The sequence below is a fragment of the Bittarella sp. HCP28S3_D9 genome (assembly GCF_052065655.1).
Classification (GTDB): domain Bacteria; phylum Bacillota; class Clostridia; order Oscillospirales; family Ruminococcaceae; genus Bittarella; species Bittarella massiliensis.
Window position 1 is genome coordinate 66599 of sequence record NZ_JBQHTP010000007.1, and the last position, 19341, is coordinate 85939.

The window sequence follows — 19341 nt, forward strand, 5'->3', positions numbered from 1 at the left end:
TTGCAAAATGGGAGATGCTACTGTTTGTAGCATCTCCCATTTTTTTGTGCCGATCCGGCGCCGACCCCGCCGCCCGCAGAGGGGCGAGGCGGCGGCGTGTGAAGGGCCTTTTTCTTTACAGGGGGCTGTTGGCGGCCACAAAGTCGATGAGCCGGCCCGCCGATTCCCGCCGCAGGGGGAACACCCGCCCGAAGTAGGGAAAGTAGAGGAGCAGCGACCAGTAGACCTCGTAGCCGCCCAGGTCAAACTCCTCCTCTGTTGGGAAGTAGCCCCCGCAGCCGTTGGTGTAGCCGCCGAAGTAGAGGTATTCGCTCCCCACCTGGGTGGCGGCGCGCAGGGCGAACTCGCACATCACCTCGTTGGGCACCCCGCAGAGACAGCCCTCCCCCAGCAAAAAGTACTGCACCTCCACCGCCTCCACCTGCCGGCGGACACCGGCGTCGAGGAGGCGGCGCACCTCGGCCAGCCAGGCCGTGCCGTCCATTTTGCAAAAGCGCCGCGCCTCATCGGCGATTTCCAGCGCCCGCTCGCAGCTGGGGACCTCGGCGGTCAACTCGACCGTGCGGGCAAACATGGCCAGCCGCTCCACCCCCTGCGGGCGGATGCGGTCGATGACCGGCTCGGCGTCCCGGAGGACGGTCTGGGCCATGTCCTCCAGAGCGGTGGCAGAGTGCTGGAAGGCGTCCCCCACGGCGTCGGGCGGGGTTTCATCCGAGCAGAAATAGCGGGGGGCCACGTTGCCCGACGCCCCCTGGGTGACCACCACTGGGCAGCGGTACCGGCGGCCCAGCAGCTCCCGCACCGCGCCGAAGTAGTCGGGGCTGATGAGCCAGTTGTCCCCCTTGAGGGCGTTGGCGTGGGCGGTCAGCCGCAACAGCAGCAGCCGGAGCTCGCCGGTGGCGGGATCCGTCACCTTTAAAACGCCCAGCCGGTCGTCCAGTTGGGCGCTGTCCGCGCGGCGGTTGACGCCGATGGAGGTGTGCCCGTTGCCCCACCCCGCGCGGGCGGGGGCCATCTGCCCGGCCGCCTCGGCGGCGGCTGCCAGCACCCGCTCGCAGAGAAGGCGCAGATAGGCGGGTTCCTCGCTGTCGTTGGGCGCAGCGTGGGTGTGGGAAAAGCAGAGCATCACCTTTTCCCGGGAAATGCCCAGCGCCTCCCCCAGCTCGTCGCGCAGCGCCCGGGCGTGCTCCAGCCCGAGGCCGATGTGGTCGATGGCGGCCAGACAGCAGCGCTCCTCCCCCAGCTGCCAGACGGTGACCTGGGCCGAGAGGGGCTTTAGCACCCCGCGGGAGAGCTGGTCCTCCCGCCCAAAGCCGATGGTGATGACCGGCCCCGTCGGGGTGACGTCGGCCTGGGCATAGCCCATGCGCAGGGCGGTTTGATTGGTTGTATCCATCTCTGATTTCTCCTTTTTTCACAGGTGGCCGGTGCGAGGGGCCATTCCGGCGGACGCTGTCCCCACCCGCCCCGCAAAAGCTCCTTTTTTCGGGATACAGCGGTGTATTTTGCCGGTCTTCTTCGCTTGCCCCACCTCGGCCAACCCCAGTATAGCACGCCCCTCCTCTCTCCGCCAGCGCGCTCTCCTCGTTTCCAGCGCAATCAAAACCGCCAGTAAAACAGGTGCCTGAGAGGAGTGCCATGCAGGCGCAGTCCCTCAAGGGACACCAAAATGGTAGGACTGCATGACACCCGCTGTCACCGTTGAACTGGTAAGCCAGGATGCCATTTCGCGTCGTCTACAATCCGAAAATCGCCTCTCCTTCTGCGCCTTCGGCACCCTTCTTTTCAGGAAAGCCTTATGCGAGAGCCATTTAAACCCCCGGCAAAATCGGGAGGGCAGGCGCTAGAATTGCCAAAAAGCGCGCCCCCTGCTTCTCCGCAGAGGGCGCGCTTTCAGGTATTTCTTCATTTCCCCGCGAGGGCGGGCACCTCCGCCAGGGAGGGCAGCTCGCAGGCCAGGTAGACCCCGCCGGTGCCGGGGGTGACCTTGACCCGAAGAAAGGCCTTGCTGCCAGCCAGGATCTCGGCGTAGGCACGCCCCTCCTCCATGTCGGCCTGCGGCAAAAAGAAGGTGATGGCCCCGTCGTCACAGCGGATGCGCTCGATCTTCTGCTCCACCGGGATGGCCTTGAGGATGTCGAGAAAGCCCACCGCCACCGCCTGGGGCTGCATCTCAGCGCGCAGGGCCGAGTCCCCCAGGGCGTCGGTGTAGTCAAAAAAGAGCTGCAAGGTGTCCCCCCTGCCAAAGAGCACCTGAATGTAGGGGCGGGGGTCCACCTCGCTCTTCAAAAAGAGGCGGGCGGTGCTCACCAGGTTGCCCAGGGCCGAGCGCTCGACCCGGCCCGCCACTGCCCGGGTGGCATAATAGGTGGCCTCCATGGCCACAACGCAGGAGGCGACCGCCCCCAACAGCAGGGCCGCGGTGCGGACCCGGCCCTTTACTGCGCGCTTTCCAGCGTTTCCCATTCTTCCATCAACCCATCCAATTTGGACTGGAGCGCCTCCAGGGCGGCGGTGATGTCCGCCAGCCGCTGGTAGTCGCTCTGCACGTCGGGGTCGGCCAGGGCCGCCTGCTGGGCGGCCATCTCCGCCTCGCAGGCCTCGATGGCCCGCTCCACCCGGGAGAGGGCCTCCCGCCGCTGGGCGGCCCGGCGCCGCTCCTCCTTGGAGCGGTAGCTCCCCGCCTCCTGCTTGGGGGCAGGCTTTTTCTCCTGTTCCTGGGCCTGGCTGGCGGCCTCCCTGGCCTCCAACTTGGCGCGGTATGCCTCGAAATTGCCCGGGGTGATCTCCACCCCGCTGCGGGACATCTCGATGATGTAGTCGGCGGTGTCGTTGAGGAGATAGCGGTCGTGGGAGACCATGAGGATGGTCCCCTCATACGCCTTGAGGGCCTTTTGCAGCTCCTCCTTGGCAAAGAGGTCCAGGTGGTTGGAGGGTTCGTCCAGCACTAGGACGTTGGGTCGCTGCAGGCTCAGGTTGGCAAATTTCAGCTTGGCCAGCTCCCCGCCGGAGAGTTCGCCCACCCGCTTTTCGATCTCCTCCCCGGTAAAGGCAAAGGCCGCCAGGTGGGAGCGCAGCTCCAACTCGGTCATGCCGGGGTATTTGTTGTGCAGGGCGTCCAGCACCGTCTCGCCGGGGTGAAAGGGGTTTTGCTCCTGCTCGAAGTAGCCGATCTTCACAAAGCCGCCTGTCTGTATCCTGCCCCGAAGGGTGGGCAGCATTCCCAGCACCTGCTTTAAAAAGGTGGATTTTCCCGCCCCGTTCTCCCCCACGATGCAGGCCTTCTCCCCCCGCTTGACGGTGAAGGAGACATCGCGGATGAGGGCTTTGCCCTCCACGCAGACATCCACCCCCTTGACCGAAAAGACATTTTCAAAGGGGGGCCGGTCAAAGGGGAATGTGAAGCGGACCACCTCCTTCTCCTCGGTGGGCTTTTCGAGGACCTCCATCTTCTCCAGCGCCTTGCGGCGGGATTTGGCCATCTTGGAGGTGGAGGCCCGCACCAGGTTTTTCTGGATGTAATCCTCGTACTTTTCAATGACCTTCTGCTGCTTTTCGTAGGCGCGGGAACCGGCGTAGAGCTCCTCCTCCTTGAGCTGTTTGTAGCGGCTGTAGTTGCCCTTGTAGCTCTTGACCCGGTGGCGGGAGACCTCGAGGATCTCGGTGACGGTGGTGTCGAGGAAGTAGCGGTCGTGGGAGACCACCACCACGCAGCCCTTGTAGCCCTTGAGGTAGTTTTCCAGCCAGAGGAGGGTCGTGAAGTCCAGGTGGTTGGTGGGTTCGTCCAGCAGCAGCACCTGGGGACCCAGGAGGAGCAGCTTGGCCAGGGCCAGGCGGGTCTTCTCCCCGCCGGACATCTTGTAGATCTCCTTGGGGAAGTCCTCCTCCCCAAAGCCCATGCCGAAGAGGACGGTGCGGATGCGGTAGTCGATGGTGTAGCCGTCGCCCGCCTCGAATTCGGTGTTCAGGGCGGCGTAGTCGGCGGCCATCCGGGCGTAGTCGGCGCCGGCGGGGTCGACCGCGGCCATCTGCCGCTGGAGCTTTGCCATCTGCTCCTGGCAGAAAAGCAGCCGGGAAAAGACCGAGCGCATCTCCTCGAAGATGGTGCGCTCAGCCGAGAGGCCGCTGTTTTGCTTGAGAAAGCCGATGCTGGTGCCCCGGGTGATGAACAGCTCGCCCGCGTCGGGGGTCAGCTCCCCGGTGATGAGTTTGAGCAGGGTGGACTTGCCCGCCCCGTTCTGGCCGATGATCCCCACCCGAGAGGTGTCGGTCAGGGTAAAGTTGACCCCCTGCAAGATCGGGAACTGGCCGAAGGAGAGGGAGAGGTCGTTGCACTTGATTTCCATGGTGTCACCTGTTGTGTCGTCGAGAGATTTTCAAAACAGGTCTATCATACCACATCTCCCGCAAAAAAGACAGCGGGGGGAGGGGGGAAACCGCTTTACAAAAAAAGAGGGGGTGTTTATACTGGAAAGCAGAGGATCAGGGGGCAAAGAGCGGCCGCGATTTTGCGCCTGCCGCCCCCCATCCAAAAAGGAGGGGCCGCCATGACCGAACAGCTGGCGAGGACCATCGCCGCACTGCAAAAAAACAACATCCAAGCCCAATTCGTGGAGGGCCCGGAGGACCTGGTGGCCCTTCTGCGCCGAGACTACCTGCGGCCCGGCGACACGGTGGCCATGGGCGGCACCATGACCGCCGCCGAGACGGGGGTGGCCCGGCTGCTGGCCTGCGGGGACTACCGCTTTCTCGACCGGGCCCGCCCCGGTATCACCCCCGAGGAGGCCGGAGAGATGATGCGCCGCGCCTTCTTTGCCGACTGGTACATCACCTCGACCAACGCCGTCACCGAACAGGGCGAGCTCTTCAACGTGGACGGCAACGGCAACCGGGTGGCGGCCATGGCCTTTGGACCCAAAAAGGTGCTCGTCATCGCCGGGGAGAACAAGATCGTCCCCGACCTGAAGGCGGCGGTGGAGCGGGTCAAGGCGGTGGCCGCGCCGAAAAACTGCGTTCGCCTGGGGCTGGCCACCCCCTGTGCGGCCACCGGCCACTGCGGCGAGCGGCGCTGCCGCAGCGAGGGGCGCATCTGCTGCGATTTCTCGGTGCAGTCCTACCAGCGGGACCCCCAGCGCATCCACCTCTTCTTCCTGCCGGGGCAGCTGGGCTACTGATCGTTTGAGATGGCAAATAAAGACAGAGACGATAGAGAAAAGGAGCGATTTTCATGATCCCAAACCGCCAACAGGCATACGACATCCTCACCAAGTACACCCACTCCCCCGATTTGGTCAAACACGCCCTCTGTGTGGAGGGGACCATGCGCCATTTCGCCCGCCTCGCGGGGGCGGACGAGGAGCTGTGGGGGGTCGTGGGGCTGCTGCACGACGTGGACTACGACCAGTACCCCGAGGAGCACTGCAAGAAGGCGGTGGAGCTGCTGAAAGCCGAAGGGGTGGACGACAGCGTCATCCACTCGGTCTGCTCCCACGGGTACGGCCTCTGCTGCGACGTCGCGCCCGAGAGCGAGATGGAGAAGACCCTCTACACGGTGGACGAGCTCACCGGCATCATCAACGCCGCGGCCCTGGTGCGCCCCAGCAAGAGCGTGATGGACATGGAGCTCAAGAGCCTGAAAAAGAAGTTCAAGGACAAAAAATTCGCCGCCGGCTGCAACCGGGACGTGATCCGCGGCGGCTGTGAACTGCTGGGGAAAGAGCTGGACTGGGTGATGGCCGAGGCCCTGGAGGGGATGAAGGAAGTGGCCGATCAGGTCGGCCTGGGGATGGCGGAGTGACCGCACCCCTCTGCAGCCACAAAAAAAGGAACGGATCTCTCCGTTCCTTTTTTGCTCACCGGGACAGACTAGTCAAACAGGGCCTTGAGCTTGCTTTTGGGCTGAAAGCCCAGGGTGCGCTTGATCTCCTGCCCGTCCTGAAAGAGGATCAGGGTGGGGACGCTCATCACCCCAAAGCGGTTGGCGATGTCGGGCGCCTCGTCGATGTCCAGCTTGTAAAAGTCGGCCTGCCCCTCCATCTCGCCGGCCAGCTCTTCGAGCACCGGGCCCAGCATCTTGCAGGGGCCGCACCAGGTGGCGAAAAAGTCCACCAGCACCGGCTTGCCGCTGCCCTTGACGGCGGTTTCAAAATTGCTTTCATTCAGGTGTTCCAGCGTCATGGTTCGTTTGACCTCCTTAGTTTTCTTCTTTTTATACCAGTTTAGTATAGTTTTGTTCATTTGTCAACCCTATCCTTTCCCTACTTCGACCGGTTATGCGGAAAAGACGCGCCTCTCCCCCGCCGCCGGTACCCATTGTCTCTCATCAACATATACGAAAAGGAGCGGATTTCCATGCGCGTGCGCATCGATGCAGACGCCTGCCCGGTGACCCGGCTGGCCCTCGCCCTCTGCCGGGAGCGGGGGGTGGCCGTCACCCTCTACTGCGACACCGCCCACCAGTTTGCGCCGGGCGAGGGGTGCGAGGTGAAGGTGGTCTCCCAGGGGGCCGACGCCGCCGACTACGCCCTGGTGGGCGACCTGGCGCCGGGGGATATCGCCGTCACCCAGGACTACGGGGTGGCCGCCATGGCCCTGGCCAAACGGGCGCGGGCGCTCAACCAAAACGGGCTGGTCTACACCGACGAAAACTTAGACGGGCTGCTGATGAGCCGCCACCTGGGGAGAAAGATCCGCCGGGCGGGCGGCCGCACCAAGGGCCCCAAAAAGCGCACCGCCCAGCAGGATGAAGACTTCTGCCGGGCGCTGGAGGGGCTGCTGGACGCCCGCCCCTGATGGCGGGCAGAGAAAAAGAGGAAGCGGGGGGGGGGGGGGGGGGGGGGGGGGGGGGGGGGGGGGGGCCCCACGTATGGGGGGCCCCCCCCCGCGCTTTCTGTTGGGGTGCTGTTTTATGTATGTGCAGGCGGGTCAGATGGCGGCCTCCAGATCCTTGCGCAGCCGCTTGATGATCCGCTTTTCCAGCCGGGAGATGTAGGACTGGGAGATGCCGATGAGCTCGGCCACCTCCTTTTGGGTGTGCTCCTTTTGCCCCCCCAGGCCAAAGCGCATCTCCATGATGATCCGCTCCCGGGGGGCCAGGCGGGCCACCGCCTGCTGCAAGAGGGTGCGCTCGGCGTCCTTTTCGATGCCCTTGCCCACGCTGTCGGGCTCGGTGCCGAGGATGTCGGAGAGGAGCAGCTCGTTGCCGTCCCAATCCACATTCAGCGGCTCGTCGATGCTCAGGTCCTGGTGCTTGTTGGAGGCCTTGCGCAGGTACATGAGGATCTCGTTTTCGATGCAGCGGGAGGCGTAGGTGGCCAGCTTGATCTTCTTTTGGGGCTGAAAGGTGTTCACCGCTTTGATGAGGCCGATGGTACCGATGGAGATCAGGTCCTCCACCCCCACCCCGGTGGACTCAAATTTCTTGGCGATGTAGACCACCAGCCGCAGGTTGTGGACAATGAGGGTCTCCTTGGCGCTCTCCTCCCCCCGCTCCAGCTGGTCAAACACCTCCGCCTCGCGGCTCTTTTCCAGGGGCGGGGGCAGTACCTCCGGCCCGTTGATGTAGTAGACGTGTCTACCGCCGAACCATTTTTTCCACAGTCTTCGCAGCCAATCCATTGTCGGTCCTCCCTATGATCTCTCCTTGCAGGATACAGTCGTTTTCCCCCTTGCCAAAGCGCTCGGCCACCACCCCCACACAGACCCGGCCGGTGTTGCAGAGCACCCGGCCGCGGGCGTCCTCCACCAAGACCCGGTCGGGGGTAAAGGCCGGGAGCAGCGCCTTGCCGCTGGCGGTGCCGTAGGGGATGAGGCGGAGGCCGGCGGGGTCTTTGGTCTGCGAGCTGAGCACGAACAGCTGCTGGTGGGCGGTGAGAAGGGGGGCCGCCGCCGAGAGGGAGAGCAGGACCACCGGGTCCCCGGTATAGGGGTCGGCAAGGGTGTTGCCGGTGTCCACAAAACCGGTGCAGACCGTCTCCCTCCCCCCTTTTTGGACCCGCACCCGGTACTGGGCCCTGGAGAACCGCCCCGAGAGCCAGCTGACCCCCTCCACCAGCAGGTAGGAGAGGCCCGCGAAGAGGACAAAGGTGCCGATGGGCAGGTCCAAGTACAAGACCCCGTTAAAATAGGCCATCCGCTTGGGGGAAAAGGCCAGCTCCAACCCCATGATGGCCCCGGCAAAGACAAAGTTCACCAGCAAAAACAGGAGGGCGTTCTTCCCAAAACCGGCCAGGGACCGGTTGGGAAAGGCCACCGCCACCGTCAGGACACAGAGGGCGATCTTGAAAAAGAGGTTGTCAAACCCCGGCAGCAGGATGCAGGCGGAGAGGGCCCCTGAAAGGGCGCTGGCCGCCAAGATCCGCAGCCGCCCGGCGGGGATCCCCCCCAGGCAGGCGGTGCCCAGCAAGAGCAGGTAGTTGATAAAGACGTTGATGGCCACCAGGACGTCCAGGTAAACGGTCACGGCGATTCCCCCCTGTCTCTGATGATAGCCCGAGCGGAGAGCGGGATTTGGCGAATCCTGCCCCCGGGGACAAGTCGGCCTCCCCTCCTCCCTGCCCCGGGGAGGGCGGCCGGCGGGACGGGGGCGCGCCCCTCTTAACGAAAATTTCATCTTCGCGCCCCGTTTGCTTGCCCCCTTTTTACGCCCGCCCCTCTATGATGAGAGCAGAAGGAGGAGGAAACCGTGATGAGCCGTGTAATTTCCCTTTGCAGACAGTCTTCTTTAGACCGGCGGCTGGGCCGCTGGATGGCACAGCACCCCTATTTGAGCTACGGGCTGCTCTGGCTGGCCATGCCCTTGGGGCTGTTGGCGGCGGTCTTTCTGCTGGCGGCGGCGATCGCCTTCCCCATCGCCTGGCTGTTCGGCTGTCTGTGACAGGAACTGCAGCCGTCTTAATCCTTTCTTAATTTCCCGCGCGGAGCCCCTAACACTCTTTTTAGGGACTCCGCGCTAAACTTTGACAAGGAGAGGAGGGAATCGAAAAATGGAAATACTTGTTGCCGCGATCGGAGGGATCGCGGTCATCCTTTTGATTTACTACGTCGCAATTTTGATGAGAGGTGACAAACAGTGATGGGAACCATTTTGCAATACATCCTCTACCTGGCGGTGCTCGTCGCCCTGGCCATCCCCCTGGGCAGCTACATCGCCAAGGTGATGAAGGGGGAAAAGACCTTTTTGTCCCGCCTCCTGACCCCCTGCGAGCGGGCGGTCTACAGGGTGATGCGGGTCGACCCCGGCGAGCAGATGGGGTGGAAGCGGTACGCCGCCAGCGTGCTCCTCTTTTCCGGGGTCAGCCTGGTTGTCCTCTTTCTGCTGCAACTGCTGCAGGGCGCGCTGCCCGGAAATCCCCAAAACCTGCCGGGGGTGGGCTGGCACCTGTCCTTTAACACCGCCGTCAGTTTCGTGACCAACACCAACTGGCAGTCCTACACCGGCGAGAGCACCCTGAGCTACCTGACCCAGGCCCTGGGGCTGACGGTGCAAAACTTCCTCTCGGCGGCGGTGGGCATCGCCGTCCTGTTCGCCCTCATCCGCGGGCTGATCCAGGTGAAGAGAGAGGGGTTGGGCAGCTTCTGGGTGGACATGACCCGCATCACCGTCCACATCCTGCTGCCCCTGAACCTGGTGCTGGCCGTCTGCCTGGTGGCCGGCGGGGTGATCCAGAGCTGGAAGCCCGCCCAGACCGTCTCCCTGCTGGAACCGGTGGCGGTGAGCGCTGAGGGGGAGATCTTGGAGGGGGCCGACATCGACCTGGAAACCGGCACCGTGACCCTTGGCGGCCGGACGGTCGAGGGGGCCCAGATCGTGACCGAACAGTTTGTGCCCATGGGGCCGGCCGCCAGCCAGGTGGCCATCAAACAGTCGGGCACCAACGGCGGCGGCTTTATGGGGGTCAACTCGGCCCACCCGCTGGAAAACCCCAGCCCCTTTACCAACCTGCTGGAGATGATCTCGCTGCTGCTGATCCCGGCGGCCCTCTGCTTCACCTTCGGCCGGTGTGTGAAGAACAAAAAGCAGGGCGTCGCCATCTTCCTGGCCATGTTCCTCTGCCTGGTCACCGCCCTGGCGGTGGTGGCCGTCAACGAGCAGATGGCCACCCCCCAACTGGCCCAGAGCGGGGCGGTAGACCTGTCGGCCGTACAGCAGGCCGGCGGCAACATGGAGGGCAAGGAGACCCGCTTCGGCATCGCCACCTCCTCCACCTGGGCGGTCTTTACCACCGCCGCCTCCAACGGCTCGGTCAACGCCATGCACGACAGCTTCACCCCCCTGGGGGGGATGATCCCCATGCTCCTGATGCAGCTGGGCGAGGTCGTCTTCGGCGGCACCGGCTGCGGCCTTTACGGAATGCTGGCCTTTGCCATCCTCGCCGTCTTTATCGCCGGGCTGATGGTGGGGCGCACCCCCGAATTTCTGGGCAAAAAGATCGAGCCCTATGAAATGAAGTGGGCGGTGGTGGTCTGCCTGGCCACCCCGGTGGCCATCCTGATCGGCAGCGGCATCGCCGCCGCCCTCCCCCAGGTGGCGGAGAGCCTTGGCAACACCGGGGCACACGGCTTTTCCGAGGTGCTGTACGCCTTCTCCTCCGCAGGGGGGAACAACGGCTCCGCCTTTGCGGGGCTCAACGCCAACACCGTCTTTTTGAACCTCTCCCTGGGGCTGGTCATGCTCTTTGCCCGGTTCGTGCCGGTCGTCGGTACCCTGGCCATCGCCGGCAGCCTCGCCAAGAAGAAGAGGCTGGCGGTGACGGCGGGCACCCTCTCCACCACCAATGGGATGTTTGTCTTTTTGCTCATCTTCGTGGTGCTGTTGGTGGGCGCCCTGAGCTTCTTCCCCGCCCTGGCCCTGGGGCCCATTGCCGAGTTCTTCGGCAGCATCGCGTAAAGGAGGCCTTTCCTGTGACAAAAACAAAAAAGAGCGCCCTCATGGACCGGGCGATGGTCCTGCGGGCGGTCAAGGACTCATTTGTGAAGCTGGCGCCCCGGACGCAGGCCCAAAACCCCGTCATGCTGCTGGTTTACATCTCCGCCACCCTGACCACCGCCCTCTGGGGGTTCTCCCTCTTCGGCGTCGGCGACGCCCCGTCGGGCTACACCCTGGCCATCGCCGTCATCCTCTGGTTCACCGTCTTGTTTGCAAACTTTGCCGAGGCCATTGCCGAGGGCCGGGGCAAGGCCCAGGCCGACGCCCTGCGCGCCTCGAAGAGAGAGGTGAGCGCCCGCAAGATCCCCTCTGCCGAGCGCAAGGACGAGGGGTGCGAGTGCCCCTCGTCCCAGCTGAGGAAGGGGGACATCGTGCTGGTGCGGGCGGGCGAGACCATCCCCGCCGACGGCGAGGTCATCGAGGGGGCCGCCTCGGTGGACGAGAGCGCCATCACCGGCGAGTCGGCCCCGGTCATCCGCGAGGCGGGCGGCGACCGGAGCGCCGTCACCGGGGGCACCACCGTCCTCTCGGACTGGATGGTGGTGCAGGTCACCAGCGACCCCGGCCAGAGCTTTCTGGACAAGATGATCGCCATGGTGGAAGGGGCGGCCCGGAAAAAGACCCCCAATGAGATCGCCCTGCAAATCTTTCTGGTGGCCCTCTCCATCATCTTCATCCTGGTGACCCTCTCCCTTTACACCTACTCCCTCTTCTCGGCCAACCAGGCGGGGATCGAAAACCCCACCTCGGTCACCACCCTGGTGGCCCTGCTGGTCTGCCTGGCGCCCACCACCATCGGCGCGCTCCTCTCGGCCATCGGCATTGCCGGGATGAGCCGGCTCAACCAGGCAAACGTCCTGGCCATGAGCGGCCGGGCCATCGAGGCCGCCGGGGACGTGGACATCCTGATGCTGGACAAAACCGGCACCATCACCCTGGGCAACCGGCAGGCGCACGCCTTCATCCCGGTGGACGGCACCGCCCCGGAGGAGCTGGCCGACGCAGCGCAGCTGTCCTCCCTGGCCGACGAGACCCCCGAGGGGCGCAGCGTGGTGGTGCTCGCCAAAGAGCGCTTTGGCCTGCGGGGGCGCAGCCTCTCTGACAAGGGGATGACCTTTATTCCCTTCACCGCCAAGACCCGGATGAGCGGCGTCGACTTTGGCGGCAGCGAGATCCGCAAGGGCGCCGCCGAGGCGGTCAAGGCCTATGTCCTCGCCGGCGGCGGCCGGTACAGCGAGGCCTGCGAACAGGTGGTGCGCCAGATTTCCGAACAGGGGGGCACCCCCCTGGTGGTGGCCAAAGACCACCGGGTCCTCGGGGTCATCCACCTCAAAGACATCATCAAAAAAGGGGTCAAAGAGCGGTTTGCCGACCTGCGCAAGATGGGGATCAAGACCATCATGATCACCGGCGACAACCCCCTCACGGCGGCGGCCATCGCCGCCGAAGCCGGGGTGGACGACTTTTTGGCCGAGGCCACCCCCGAGGGGAAACTGAAGATGATCCGCGACTTTCAGGCCGGTGGCCACCTGGTGGCCATGACCGGCGACGGCACTAACGATGCCCCCGCCCTGGCCCAGGCCGATGTGGCCGTGGCCATGAACAGCGGCACCCAGGCGGCCAAAGAGGCCGGCAACATGGTGGATCTGGACTCCTCCCCCACCAAGCTCATCGACATCGTGCGCATCGGCAAACAGCTGCTGATGACCCGGGGCAGCCTGACCACCTTCTCCATCGCCAACGACGTGGCCAAGTACTTCGCCATCATCCCGGCGCTTTTCACCGGGCTCTACCCAGGGCTGGCGGCGCTGAACATTATGGGGCTGCACTCGCCCCAGAGCGCGATCCTCTCGGCCATCATCTACAACGCCCTCATCATCATCGCCCTGATCCCCCTGGCCCTGAAGGGGGTCAAGTACCGGGAGGTGTCGGCCGGCAAGCTGCTCTCCCAAAACCTGCTCATCTACGGCCTCGGCGGCATCGTCGCCCCCTTTGTCTTCATCAAACTCATCGATCTGCTGCTGGTCTTCTTTGGGCTGGCATAGGCGGCCGGGCCCTTTCAAATCACTGCAAACGGAGGGAATTTCTGTGAAAAAAATCAAGTCCATCCTGCCCCGGGCAGCCATGCTCCTGCTGGTGTTCACGGTGGTCTGCGGGGTGCTCTACACCCTGGCCGTCACCGGCATCGCCCAAATTTTCTTTCCCCACCAGGCAAACGGCAGCATCATCGAGGTGGACGGCAAGCGCTACGGCAGCGAGCTGCTGGGGCAGCAGTACACCGACGAGGGCCACATGTGGGGCCGCATCATGAAGCTGGACGTGAGCACCTACCGCGACGAGGACGGGAAGGCGCTGCTCTACGCCGTCCCCTCCAACTTGAGCCCCGCCAGCGAGGAGTACGAGCAACTGGTGGCCCAGCGGGTGGAAAAACTGCGGGCGGCCGACCCCGAGCGGGGCGACACCCCCATCCCGGTGGACCTGGTGACCTGTTCGGGCAGCGGCCTTGACCCTCATATCTCCCCCGCCGCAGCCGAGTACCAGGTGCCCCGGTTGGCCCGCGCCACCGGCAGGAGCGAGGACGAGGTGCGCGACATCATCAAAGATTGCACCGACGGCCGGTTTTTGGGCCTCTTCGGCGAGGAGCGGGTCAATGTGCTGGAGGTCAACCTGCGCCTGGACGGCATCCTCTGACCCCTGCCGCCGAGGGGGGCGGGCCCAAAATCCCCAGGGCGGAGAGCAGAGGACCGGCAGCTCCTCCCCTGCGCGGGGGTGCAGACGACAGGCCGCAACCCCGAGCGCGGGCCGCTTTTCCAGAACGGCGCGCTTCACGCGGGGGAGATGGATAAAACCATTGACTGCCAAAATCCCCCGTTCCCGTTTGAGGGCATCCGCCCCGAACGGTGCGGAGCAAAATCGGGAAAGGCCCGAGGCCGCGCTGCCGCCTGCGCCAGGTCGTCAAAGTGCACCGCCTCGAGCAGGGCGGCAGTCCGCGCTTTAGGGAAAGCGGGCATATCTTCCCCCCGCCGAGAGGGCGGGCCATCTTAATGAAATTTTAATCCCCTAAACGCAGTCCTTATGCTGCGCTTAGGGGATTTCGTGTTAAAATGGCGTAAGGAAAAAAGGAGGGGTGTCGCTTGGAGGAGACGAGGAGGGACCCGGAGGATTTTCTCCGCCAAATCCGGCGGGAGGAGCGGGCCAAACAGCGGGGGCGGCTGAAAATCTTTTTCGGCTACGCCGCCGGGGTGGGCAAGACCTACGCCATGCTCAAAGCCGCCCAGGCGGCCCGGCGGCGGGGGGTCGATGTGGTGGCCGGATATGTGGAGCCCCACGCCCGCCCCGCCACCGCCGCCCTTTTAAAGGGGCTGGAACAACTGCCCCCCCTGGCAGTGGAGCACCGGGGCATCGCCCTGCGGGAATTCGATTTGGACGCGGCCATCGCCCGCCGCCCCCAGCTGATGCTGGTGGACGAACTGGCCCACACCAACGCCGACGGCTGCCGCCACCAAAAGCGCTATCAGGACGTGGACGAACTGCTGGGGGCGGGCATCGACGTCTACACCACCGTCAATGTGCAGCACATCGAGAGCCTCTACGACACGGTGGCGGCCATCACCGGGGTGACGGTGCGCGAGCGCATCCCCGACCGGGTGTTCGACGGCGCCGACCAGGTGGAGCTGGTGGACATCGAGCCGCAGGAGCTGATGGAGCGGCTGCAGGCGGGAAAGATCTACCGAGAGGAGCAGGCCCAGCGGGCACTGGTCAACTTTTTTGACGAGAAAAACCTGACGGCCCTGCGGGAGATCGCCCTGCGCCGCTGTGCCGACCGCATCAACCGGCTGGCCGAGCGGGTGCGGCTGGCCGAGGAGGGCGGCTACTGCACCGACGAGCACATCCTCGTCTGCCTCTCCCCTTCCCCCTCCAACGCCAAGTGCATCCGCACCGCCGCCCGGATGGCGGGGGCCTTCAAGGGCGGTTTGACCGCCCTCTTCGTCGAGACGCCCGACTTCCCCAGCCTCAGCGTGCAGGACCGGGCCCAACTGCGGGAGAACATCCACCTGGCGGGGCAGCTGGGGGCCTCGGTGGAGACCGTCTACGGCGAGGACGTACCCTTTCAGATCGCCGAGTTCGCCCGGGTGTCGGGGGTGTCAAAAATCGTCATCGGCCGCAGCAGCACCCGCCGCAAGTACCCCTGGCGGGGGCCCAGCCTCACCGACCGACTGATTGCCGCCGCCCCCAACCTGGACATCCACATCATCCCCGACGACAGCGCCGGGTACTACCGCGCCAAGCGGGTGCGCCAGCGCCGCGCCGGCAAGGTGGGGCCCGACCTGCTCAAGAGTGCGGCCCTGCTGGCCGGGGCCACGGCGGTGGGCTTTCTCTTCGAGCGGCTGGGCTTTACCGAGGCCAACATCATCACCGTCTACATCCTCGGGGTGCTGCTGACGGCGGTCATCACCAAAAAGCGGGTGTACAGCCTGGTCGCGTCGGCGGTGAGCGTGCTCACCTTCAACTACTTTTTCACCGTGCCGCGCTACACCCTGGCGGCCTACGACAGGGGTTACCCCGCCACCTTCGCCATCATGTTCATCGCCGCCTTTCTCACCAGCACCCTGGCCGGGCGGCTCAAACAGCAGGCCCGCCGCTCGGTGGAGACCGCCTATCGCACCAAGACCCTGCTGGAGACAAACCAGCTGCTGCAGCGCTGCGACAGCCGGGAGGCGATCATCGGCACGGTGGCCGGGCAGCTGGTAAAGCTGTTGCGGCGGGACGTGGTCTTCTACCCCGCCCGGGACGGCAGGGTGGGCGAACCCCTCCCCTTCCCCGCCCAGGGCGGGGCGCCCCGGGCCGAACTCACCGCCGAAAACGAGCGGGCGGTGGCCGCCTGGGTCTTTCAAAACAACAAGCGCGCCGGGGCCAGCACCGGCACCCTGGGCAGCGCCAAATGCCTCTACTTGGCGGTACGGGTCAACGAGGTGGTCTACGGGGTGGCGGGCATCGCCCTGGACGGCGAGCCCCTGGACGCCTATGAAAACAGCATCATGCTCTCCATCCTGGGGGAGTGCGCCCTGGCGCTGGAGAGCGAGAACGCCATGCGGGGGCGGGAGGCGGCGGCCGTGCTGGCCAAAAACGAACAGCTGCGGGCCAACCTGCTGCGCTCCATCTCCCACGACCTGCGCACCCCCCTCACCTCCATCTCCGGCAGCGCCGGCGTGCTGCTGGAGAGCGAGAAAAACCTGGACGAGGGCCAGCGCCGGCAGCTCTACAGCGACATCTACGAGGACTCCCTCTGGCTGATCAACCTGGTGGAAAACCTGCTCTCGGTGACCAAGATCGAGGACGGCACCATGCGCCTGAACCCGACGGCCGAACTGGTGGAGGAGGTGGTGGGCGAAGCGCTGCGCCACGTGAGCCGCAAGAGCGCCGAACACCACATCCAGACCCACTTCCCCGACGAGTTCCTGCTGGCAAAGATGGATGCCCGCCTCATTGTGCAGGTCCTCATCAACCTGGTGGACAACGCCATCAAGTACACCCCGGTCGGCTCGACCATCGCCGTCTCGGCCGCCCGCAAAGGGCGGTGGGCGGTCATTTCGGTGGCCGACGACGGCGACGGCATCCCCGACAGCGCCAAAGCGCGCATCTTCGACATGTTCTACACCGTCAACTCGGGGGTGGCCGACAGCCGCCGGAGCATGGGGTTGGGGCTGGCCCTCTGCAAGTCCATCGTCACCGCCCACGGCGGCGAGATCGCCGTGGCCGACAACACCCCCCGCGGAACCGTATTTTCCTTTACACTGCCCATCGAGGAGGTAACGCTGCATGAACAATAAACCGCTGATTTTGGTGGTGGAGGACGACCCCGCCGTCCGCAACCTGATCTCCACCACGCTGGAGGCCCACGACTACAAACACCACGCCGCCCCCACCGGGGAAGCCGCCATCCTGGAGGCCGCCTCCCACAATCCCGACGTGATCCTTCTGGACCTGGGGCTGCCGGACACCGACGGCGTTCAGGTGATCCAAAAAATCCGCAGCTGGTCGAACACCCCCATCATCGTCATCAGCGCCCGCAGCGAGGACACCGACAAGATCGAGGCGCTGGACGCCGGGGCGGACGACTACCTGACCAAGCCCTTTTCGGTGGAGGAGCTGCTGGCCCGGCTGCGGGTCACCTTTCGCCGGCTGCACGGGGGCAGCGGCGGCAGCCAGGACGGGGCCGTCTTTGAAAACGGCGAGCTCAAAATCGACTACGCCGCCGGCTGTGTCTACCTGGGGGGCGAGGAGATCCACCTGACCCCCATCGAGTACAAGCTGCTCTGCCTGCTGGCCAAAAACGTGGGCAAGGTGCTGACCCACTCCTACATCACGAGGGAGGTGTGGGGCAGCGCCTGGGAAAACGACGTGGCCTCGCTGCGGGTATTCATGGCCACCCTGCGCAAGAAGATCGAAAAGGACCCCTCCGCCCCCCAGTACATTCAGACCCACGTGGGGGTGGGCTATCGGATGCTGCGGGTGTAGATCGCCCTTTTGGCGGCAAAAAGCCCCTGCTCGAAGGGCGAGCAGGGGTTTTTTTCTTTTAGAGGACCGCCTCCTGCGGCTGCTCCTCCAAGACCGAGGTGCAGTGGGGGCAGCGGGTGGCTTCAATGGCGATTTTCTCCCTGCAGTAGGGACAGGTCTTTTCCCGGGGCGCTTCGGGCGCCTGCTCCCGCTTCCCCAGCGAGGCGACCTTGTTGACGGCCTTGAGGATGCAAAAGAGCACCAGGGCGATCAAGAGAAAGTTGAGGACCGCCGAGAGAAAGGCCGAGGCAAAGCCGGCGACGTCCGCCAGGCCATAGGTGGCGCTGCCGGTGACCACGTTCAAAATGGGGTTGATAAAGTTGGCCGTCAGGGCGGTGACAATGCCCGAGAAGGCGCCGCCGATGAGGATGCCCACCGCCATGTCGACCACGTTGCCGCGCAGGGCAAAGGCCTTGAATTCCCGCATAAAAGTTTTCATGATGCGCTCCTTTTCGACTCGTTTTTCCAATTAGTATAGCAGCAAACCGGCCGAAAGAAAAGGGGGACTTGCCAAACGGGACGCGCTGCCGTAAACTGTAAAAAACGGCACCAAGAGGAGGCGGACCAATGGCTACCATTGCGCAGTGGAAAGAGGCTCTGGAGCGCAGAGCGCTGGATGAACAGTTGGAGTGGCTGTCCCCCGGACACGCGGCGCGGCAGCGGGGGCGGCTGGCGCGGGGGCTGGCTGGCTTTGCCGCCCAGTGGCGAGAGCAGGGGCCGGTGCGCCTCTTCTCGGCCCCGGGGCGCACCGAACTGGGGGGCAACCACACCGACCACCAGGGCGGGCGGGTGCTCTGCGCCGCCGTCGACCTGGACACCCTGGTGATCGCCGCCCCCGCCGAGGGGGAGGTCATCGAACTGGTGTCCGAGGGGTTCTCCCCCTGCCGGGCGGCGCTTTCCGACCTCGCCCCCCGCCCGGCGGAGAGGGGGACCACCGCCGCTCTGCTGCGGGGGGTCGCCGCCGGGCTGCAAAAAGGGGGCTGCGCCCTGGGCGGGGCGCGGCTCTACGCCCTCTCCGACGTATTGCCGGGCAGCGGCCTCTCCTCCTCTGCCGCCTTTGAGGTGGCGGTGGCCGCCGCCCTGAACGGGCTGTTTGAGGGCGGGCGCACCCCGCTGGAACTGGCGGCGATCGGCCAGCGGGCCGAGAGCGGCTACTTCGGCAAGCCCTGCGGGATGATGGACCAGGTGGCCAGCGCGGTGGGGGGGATCGCCCAGCTGGATTTCGCCGACCCCCTCCGCCCCGCCGTCACCCCCCTCTCCTGCCGCTGGGAGGACAGCGGCCACCAGCTCTGCCTGGTGGCGACCGGAAGCAGCCACGCCGACTTGACCGAGGACTACGCCGCCATCCCCCGGGAGATGGGGGAGGTGGCCGCCTGGTTTGGCCGGGAGCGGCTGTGCCAGGTGGAGGAAGAGGCCCTCTACGCCAACTGGGCCGCCCTGACACAGGCCCTGGGGGAGCGGCCGGTCCTGCGGGCCGCCCACTTTTTTAGGGAGGACCGGCGGGCCGCGCAGGAGGCCCAGGCCCTTGCCCAGGGGGATTTTTGCACCTTTTTGCAGCTGGTGCGCCACTCGGGGCGCTCCTCCGCCTTTTACCTGCAAAACCTCTACTCCCCCGCTCGGCCCCGCAGCCAGCCCCTGACGGCGGCCCTTGCCCTCTGCGACCGGCTGCTGGCCGGGCAGGGGGCCTACCGGGTCCACGGGGGCGGCTTTGGCGGGACCGCCCTGGTCTTGCTCCCCAACGAGCTGGCCGCCCCCTTTTGCAGCGCCATGGAGGGGGCGCTGGGGCCCGACTGCTGCCGATCCCTCTCCATCCGCCCCGTGGGGGCGGTGGAGCTCGCCCTCCCCCGATGACCGCG

The 19341-nt window shown here is 65.3% G+C and carries 17 protein-coding genes; 10 read left to right on the top strand and 7 right to left on the bottom strand.

The window, feature by feature from the left end:
* Nucleotides 1-115 precede the first annotated feature (115 nt).
* The 3 genes from ACTNAU_RS05630 to ACTNAU_RS05640 all read right to left on the bottom strand — a co-directional run bounded on the left by ACTNAU_RS05630 (nt 116) and on the right by ACTNAU_RS05640 (nt 4346).
* Entirely contained in the window at nt 116-1396 is a 1281-nt protein-coding gene (locus ACTNAU_RS05630; protein ID WP_441097826.1) for an alkaline ceramidase, read from the bottom strand.
* Between the two features lie 509 nt (nt 1397-1905).
* Nucleotides 1906-2466: a hypothetical protein gene (locus tag ACTNAU_RS05635; protein ID WP_441097827.1), complete on the bottom strand. Its 561-nt coding sequence runs from the start codon at nt 2464-2466 to the stop codon at nt 1906-1908.
* Complete coding sequence (locus ACTNAU_RS05640) at nt 2439-4346, bottom strand: ABC-F family ATP-binding cassette domain-containing protein (RefSeq protein WP_441097828.1); 1908 nt, start codon at nt 4344-4346, stop codon at nt 2439-2441. Before ACTNAU_RS05640 ends, ACTNAU_RS05635 begins: the two co-directional genes overlap by 28 nt.
* A 201-nt stretch (nt 4347-4547) precedes the next feature.
* Between ACTNAU_RS05640 and ACTNAU_RS05645 the strand changes: the two genes are divergently transcribed.
* Both ACTNAU_RS05645 and ACTNAU_RS05650 read left to right on the top strand, forming a co-directional pair.
* Nucleotides 4548-5174, top strand: coding sequence for a lactate utilization protein (locus ACTNAU_RS05645; protein ID WP_256136396.1), 627 nt, complete (start codon nt 4548-4550; stop codon nt 5172-5174).
* Nucleotides 5175-5227: 53 nt separating this feature from the next.
* Nucleotides 5228-5797: an HDIG domain-containing metalloprotein gene (locus ACTNAU_RS05650; protein WP_256136395.1), complete on the top strand. Its 570-nt coding sequence runs from the start codon at nt 5228-5230 to the stop codon at nt 5795-5797.
* 68 nt (nt 5798-5865) lie between these two features.
* Here ACTNAU_RS05650 and trxA read toward each other — a convergent pair whose 3' ends face one another.
* Nucleotides 5866-6177 carry a thioredoxin gene (gene trxA, locus ACTNAU_RS05655; RefSeq protein WP_185916775.1) on the bottom strand — a complete coding sequence of 104 codons (312 nt, stop codon included), beginning with the start codon at nt 6175-6177 and terminating at the stop codon, nt 5866-5868.
* A 174-nt stretch (nt 6178-6351) separates the two neighbouring features.
* Between trxA and ACTNAU_RS05660 the strand changes: the two genes are divergently transcribed.
* Nucleotides 6352-6792 carry a YaiI/YqxD family protein gene (locus tag ACTNAU_RS05660; protein WP_185916753.1) on the top strand — a complete coding sequence of 147 codons (441 nt, stop codon included), beginning with the start codon at nt 6352-6354 and terminating at the stop codon, nt 6790-6792.
* 132 nt (nt 6793-6924) lie between these two features.
* On the opposite strand, the gene sigE is transcribed toward ACTNAU_RS05660, so the two are convergent.
* Complete coding sequence (gene sigE / locus ACTNAU_RS05665) at nt 6925-7617, bottom strand: RNA polymerase sporulation sigma factor SigE (protein WP_021661242.1); 693 nt, start codon at nt 7615-7617, stop codon at nt 6925-6927.
* Nucleotides 7574-8461: a sigma-E processing peptidase SpoIIGA gene (locus tag ACTNAU_RS05670; protein WP_256136393.1), complete on the bottom strand. Its 888-nt coding sequence runs from the start codon at nt 8459-8461 to the stop codon at nt 7574-7576. Before ACTNAU_RS05670 ends, sigE begins: the two co-directional genes overlap by 44 nt.
* A gap of 225 nt (nt 8462-8686) precedes the next feature.
* On the opposite strand from ACTNAU_RS05670, the gene ACTNAU_RS05675 reads away from it, so the two are divergent.
* The 6 genes from ACTNAU_RS05675 to ACTNAU_RS05700 all read left to right on the top strand — a co-directional run bounded on the left by ACTNAU_RS05675 (nt 8687) and on the right by ACTNAU_RS05700 (nt 17446).
* Nucleotides 8687-8875 (top strand): hypothetical protein, encoded by a 189-nt coding sequence (locus ACTNAU_RS05675; protein WP_185916755.1) that lies wholly within the window; start codon nt 8687-8689, stop codon nt 8873-8875.
* Nucleotides 8876-9070: 195 nt separating this feature from the next.
* The gene (gene kdpA, locus ACTNAU_RS05680; protein ID WP_441097829.1) at nt 9071-10888 is read left to right on the top strand and encodes a potassium-transporting ATPase subunit KdpA; all 1818 of its coding nucleotides are present in this window, start codon (nt 9071-9073) and stop codon (nt 10886-10888) included.
* 14 nt (nt 10889-10902) lie between these two features.
* Nucleotides 10903-12972: a potassium-transporting ATPase subunit KdpB gene (gene kdpB, locus ACTNAU_RS05685; protein WP_441097830.1), complete on the top strand. Its 2070-nt coding sequence runs from the start codon at nt 10903-10905 to the stop codon at nt 12970-12972.
* A 43-nt stretch (nt 12973-13015) separates the two neighbouring features.
* Nucleotides 13016-13618, top strand: coding sequence for a potassium-transporting ATPase subunit KdpC (gene kdpC / locus ACTNAU_RS05690; RefSeq protein WP_059004938.1), 603 nt, complete (start codon nt 13016-13018; stop codon nt 13616-13618).
* Nucleotides 13619-14061: 443 nt separating this feature from the next.
* Entirely contained in the window at nt 14062-16758 is a 2697-nt protein-coding gene (locus ACTNAU_RS05695) for a DUF4118 domain-containing protein (protein ID WP_441097831.1), read from the top strand.
* Nucleotides 16748-17446: a response regulator gene (locus ACTNAU_RS05700; protein ID WP_021661234.1), complete on the top strand. Its 699-nt coding sequence runs from the start codon at nt 16748-16750 to the stop codon at nt 17444-17446. Before ACTNAU_RS05695 ends, ACTNAU_RS05700 begins: the two co-directional genes overlap by 11 nt.
* Nucleotides 17447-17504: 58 nt before the next feature.
* Here ACTNAU_RS05700 and mscL read toward each other — a convergent pair whose 3' ends face one another.
* On the bottom strand, nt 17505-17954 hold the full coding sequence (gene mscL, locus ACTNAU_RS05705) for a large conductance mechanosensitive channel protein MscL (protein ID WP_441097832.1): 450 nt from the start codon (nt 17952-17954) through the stop codon (nt 17505-17507).
* Between the two features lie 98 nt (nt 17955-18052).
* Between mscL and ACTNAU_RS05710 the strand changes: the two genes are divergently transcribed.
* A complete protein-coding gene (locus tag ACTNAU_RS05710) occupies nt 18053-19336 on the top strand; it encodes a galactokinase (RefSeq protein ID WP_441097833.1) in 1284 nt (427 codons plus the stop codon).
* Nucleotides 19337-19341 lie beyond the last annotated feature (5 nt).

Coding starts and splice junctions, on each gene's coding strand:
- ACTNAU_RS05640 (WP_441097828.1), bottom strand. CDS start 4,346: ATGGAAATCAAGTGCAACGACCTCTCCCTCTCCTTCGGCCAGTTCCCG.
- ACTNAU_RS05700 (WP_021661234.1), top strand. CDS start 16,748: ATGAACAATAAACCGCTGATTTTGGTGGTGGAGGACGACCCCGCCGTC.
- ACTNAU_RS05675 (WP_185916755.1), top strand. CDS start 8,687: ATGAGCCGTGTAATTTCCCTTTGCAGACAGTCTTCTTTAGACCGGCGG.
- trxA (WP_185916775.1), bottom strand. CDS start 6,177: ATGACGCTGGAACACCTGAATGAAAGCAATTTTGAAACCGCCGTCAAG.
- ACTNAU_RS05650 (WP_256136395.1), top strand. CDS start 5,228: ATGATCCCAAACCGCCAACAGGCATACGACATCCTCACCAAGTACACC.
- ACTNAU_RS05710 (WP_441097833.1), top strand. CDS start 18,053: ATGGCTACCATTGCGCAGTGGAAAGAGGCTCTGGAGCGCAGAGCGCTG.
- ACTNAU_RS05660 (WP_185916753.1), top strand. CDS start 6,352: ATGCGCGTGCGCATCGATGCAGACGCCTGCCCGGTGACCCGGCTGGCC.
- ACTNAU_RS05635 (WP_441097827.1), bottom strand. CDS start 2,466: ATGGGAAACGCTGGAAAGCGCGCAGTAAAGGGCCGGGTCCGCACCGCG.
- ACTNAU_RS05645 (WP_256136396.1), top strand. CDS start 4,548: ATGACCGAACAGCTGGCGAGGACCATCGCCGCACTGCAAAAAAACAAC.
- sigE (WP_021661242.1), bottom strand. CDS start 7,617: ATGGATTGGCTGCGAAGACTGTGGAAAAAATGGTTCGGCGGTAGACAC.
- ACTNAU_RS05630 (WP_441097826.1), bottom strand. CDS start 1,396: ATGGATACAACCAATCAAACCGCCCTGCGCATGGGCTATGCCCAGGCC.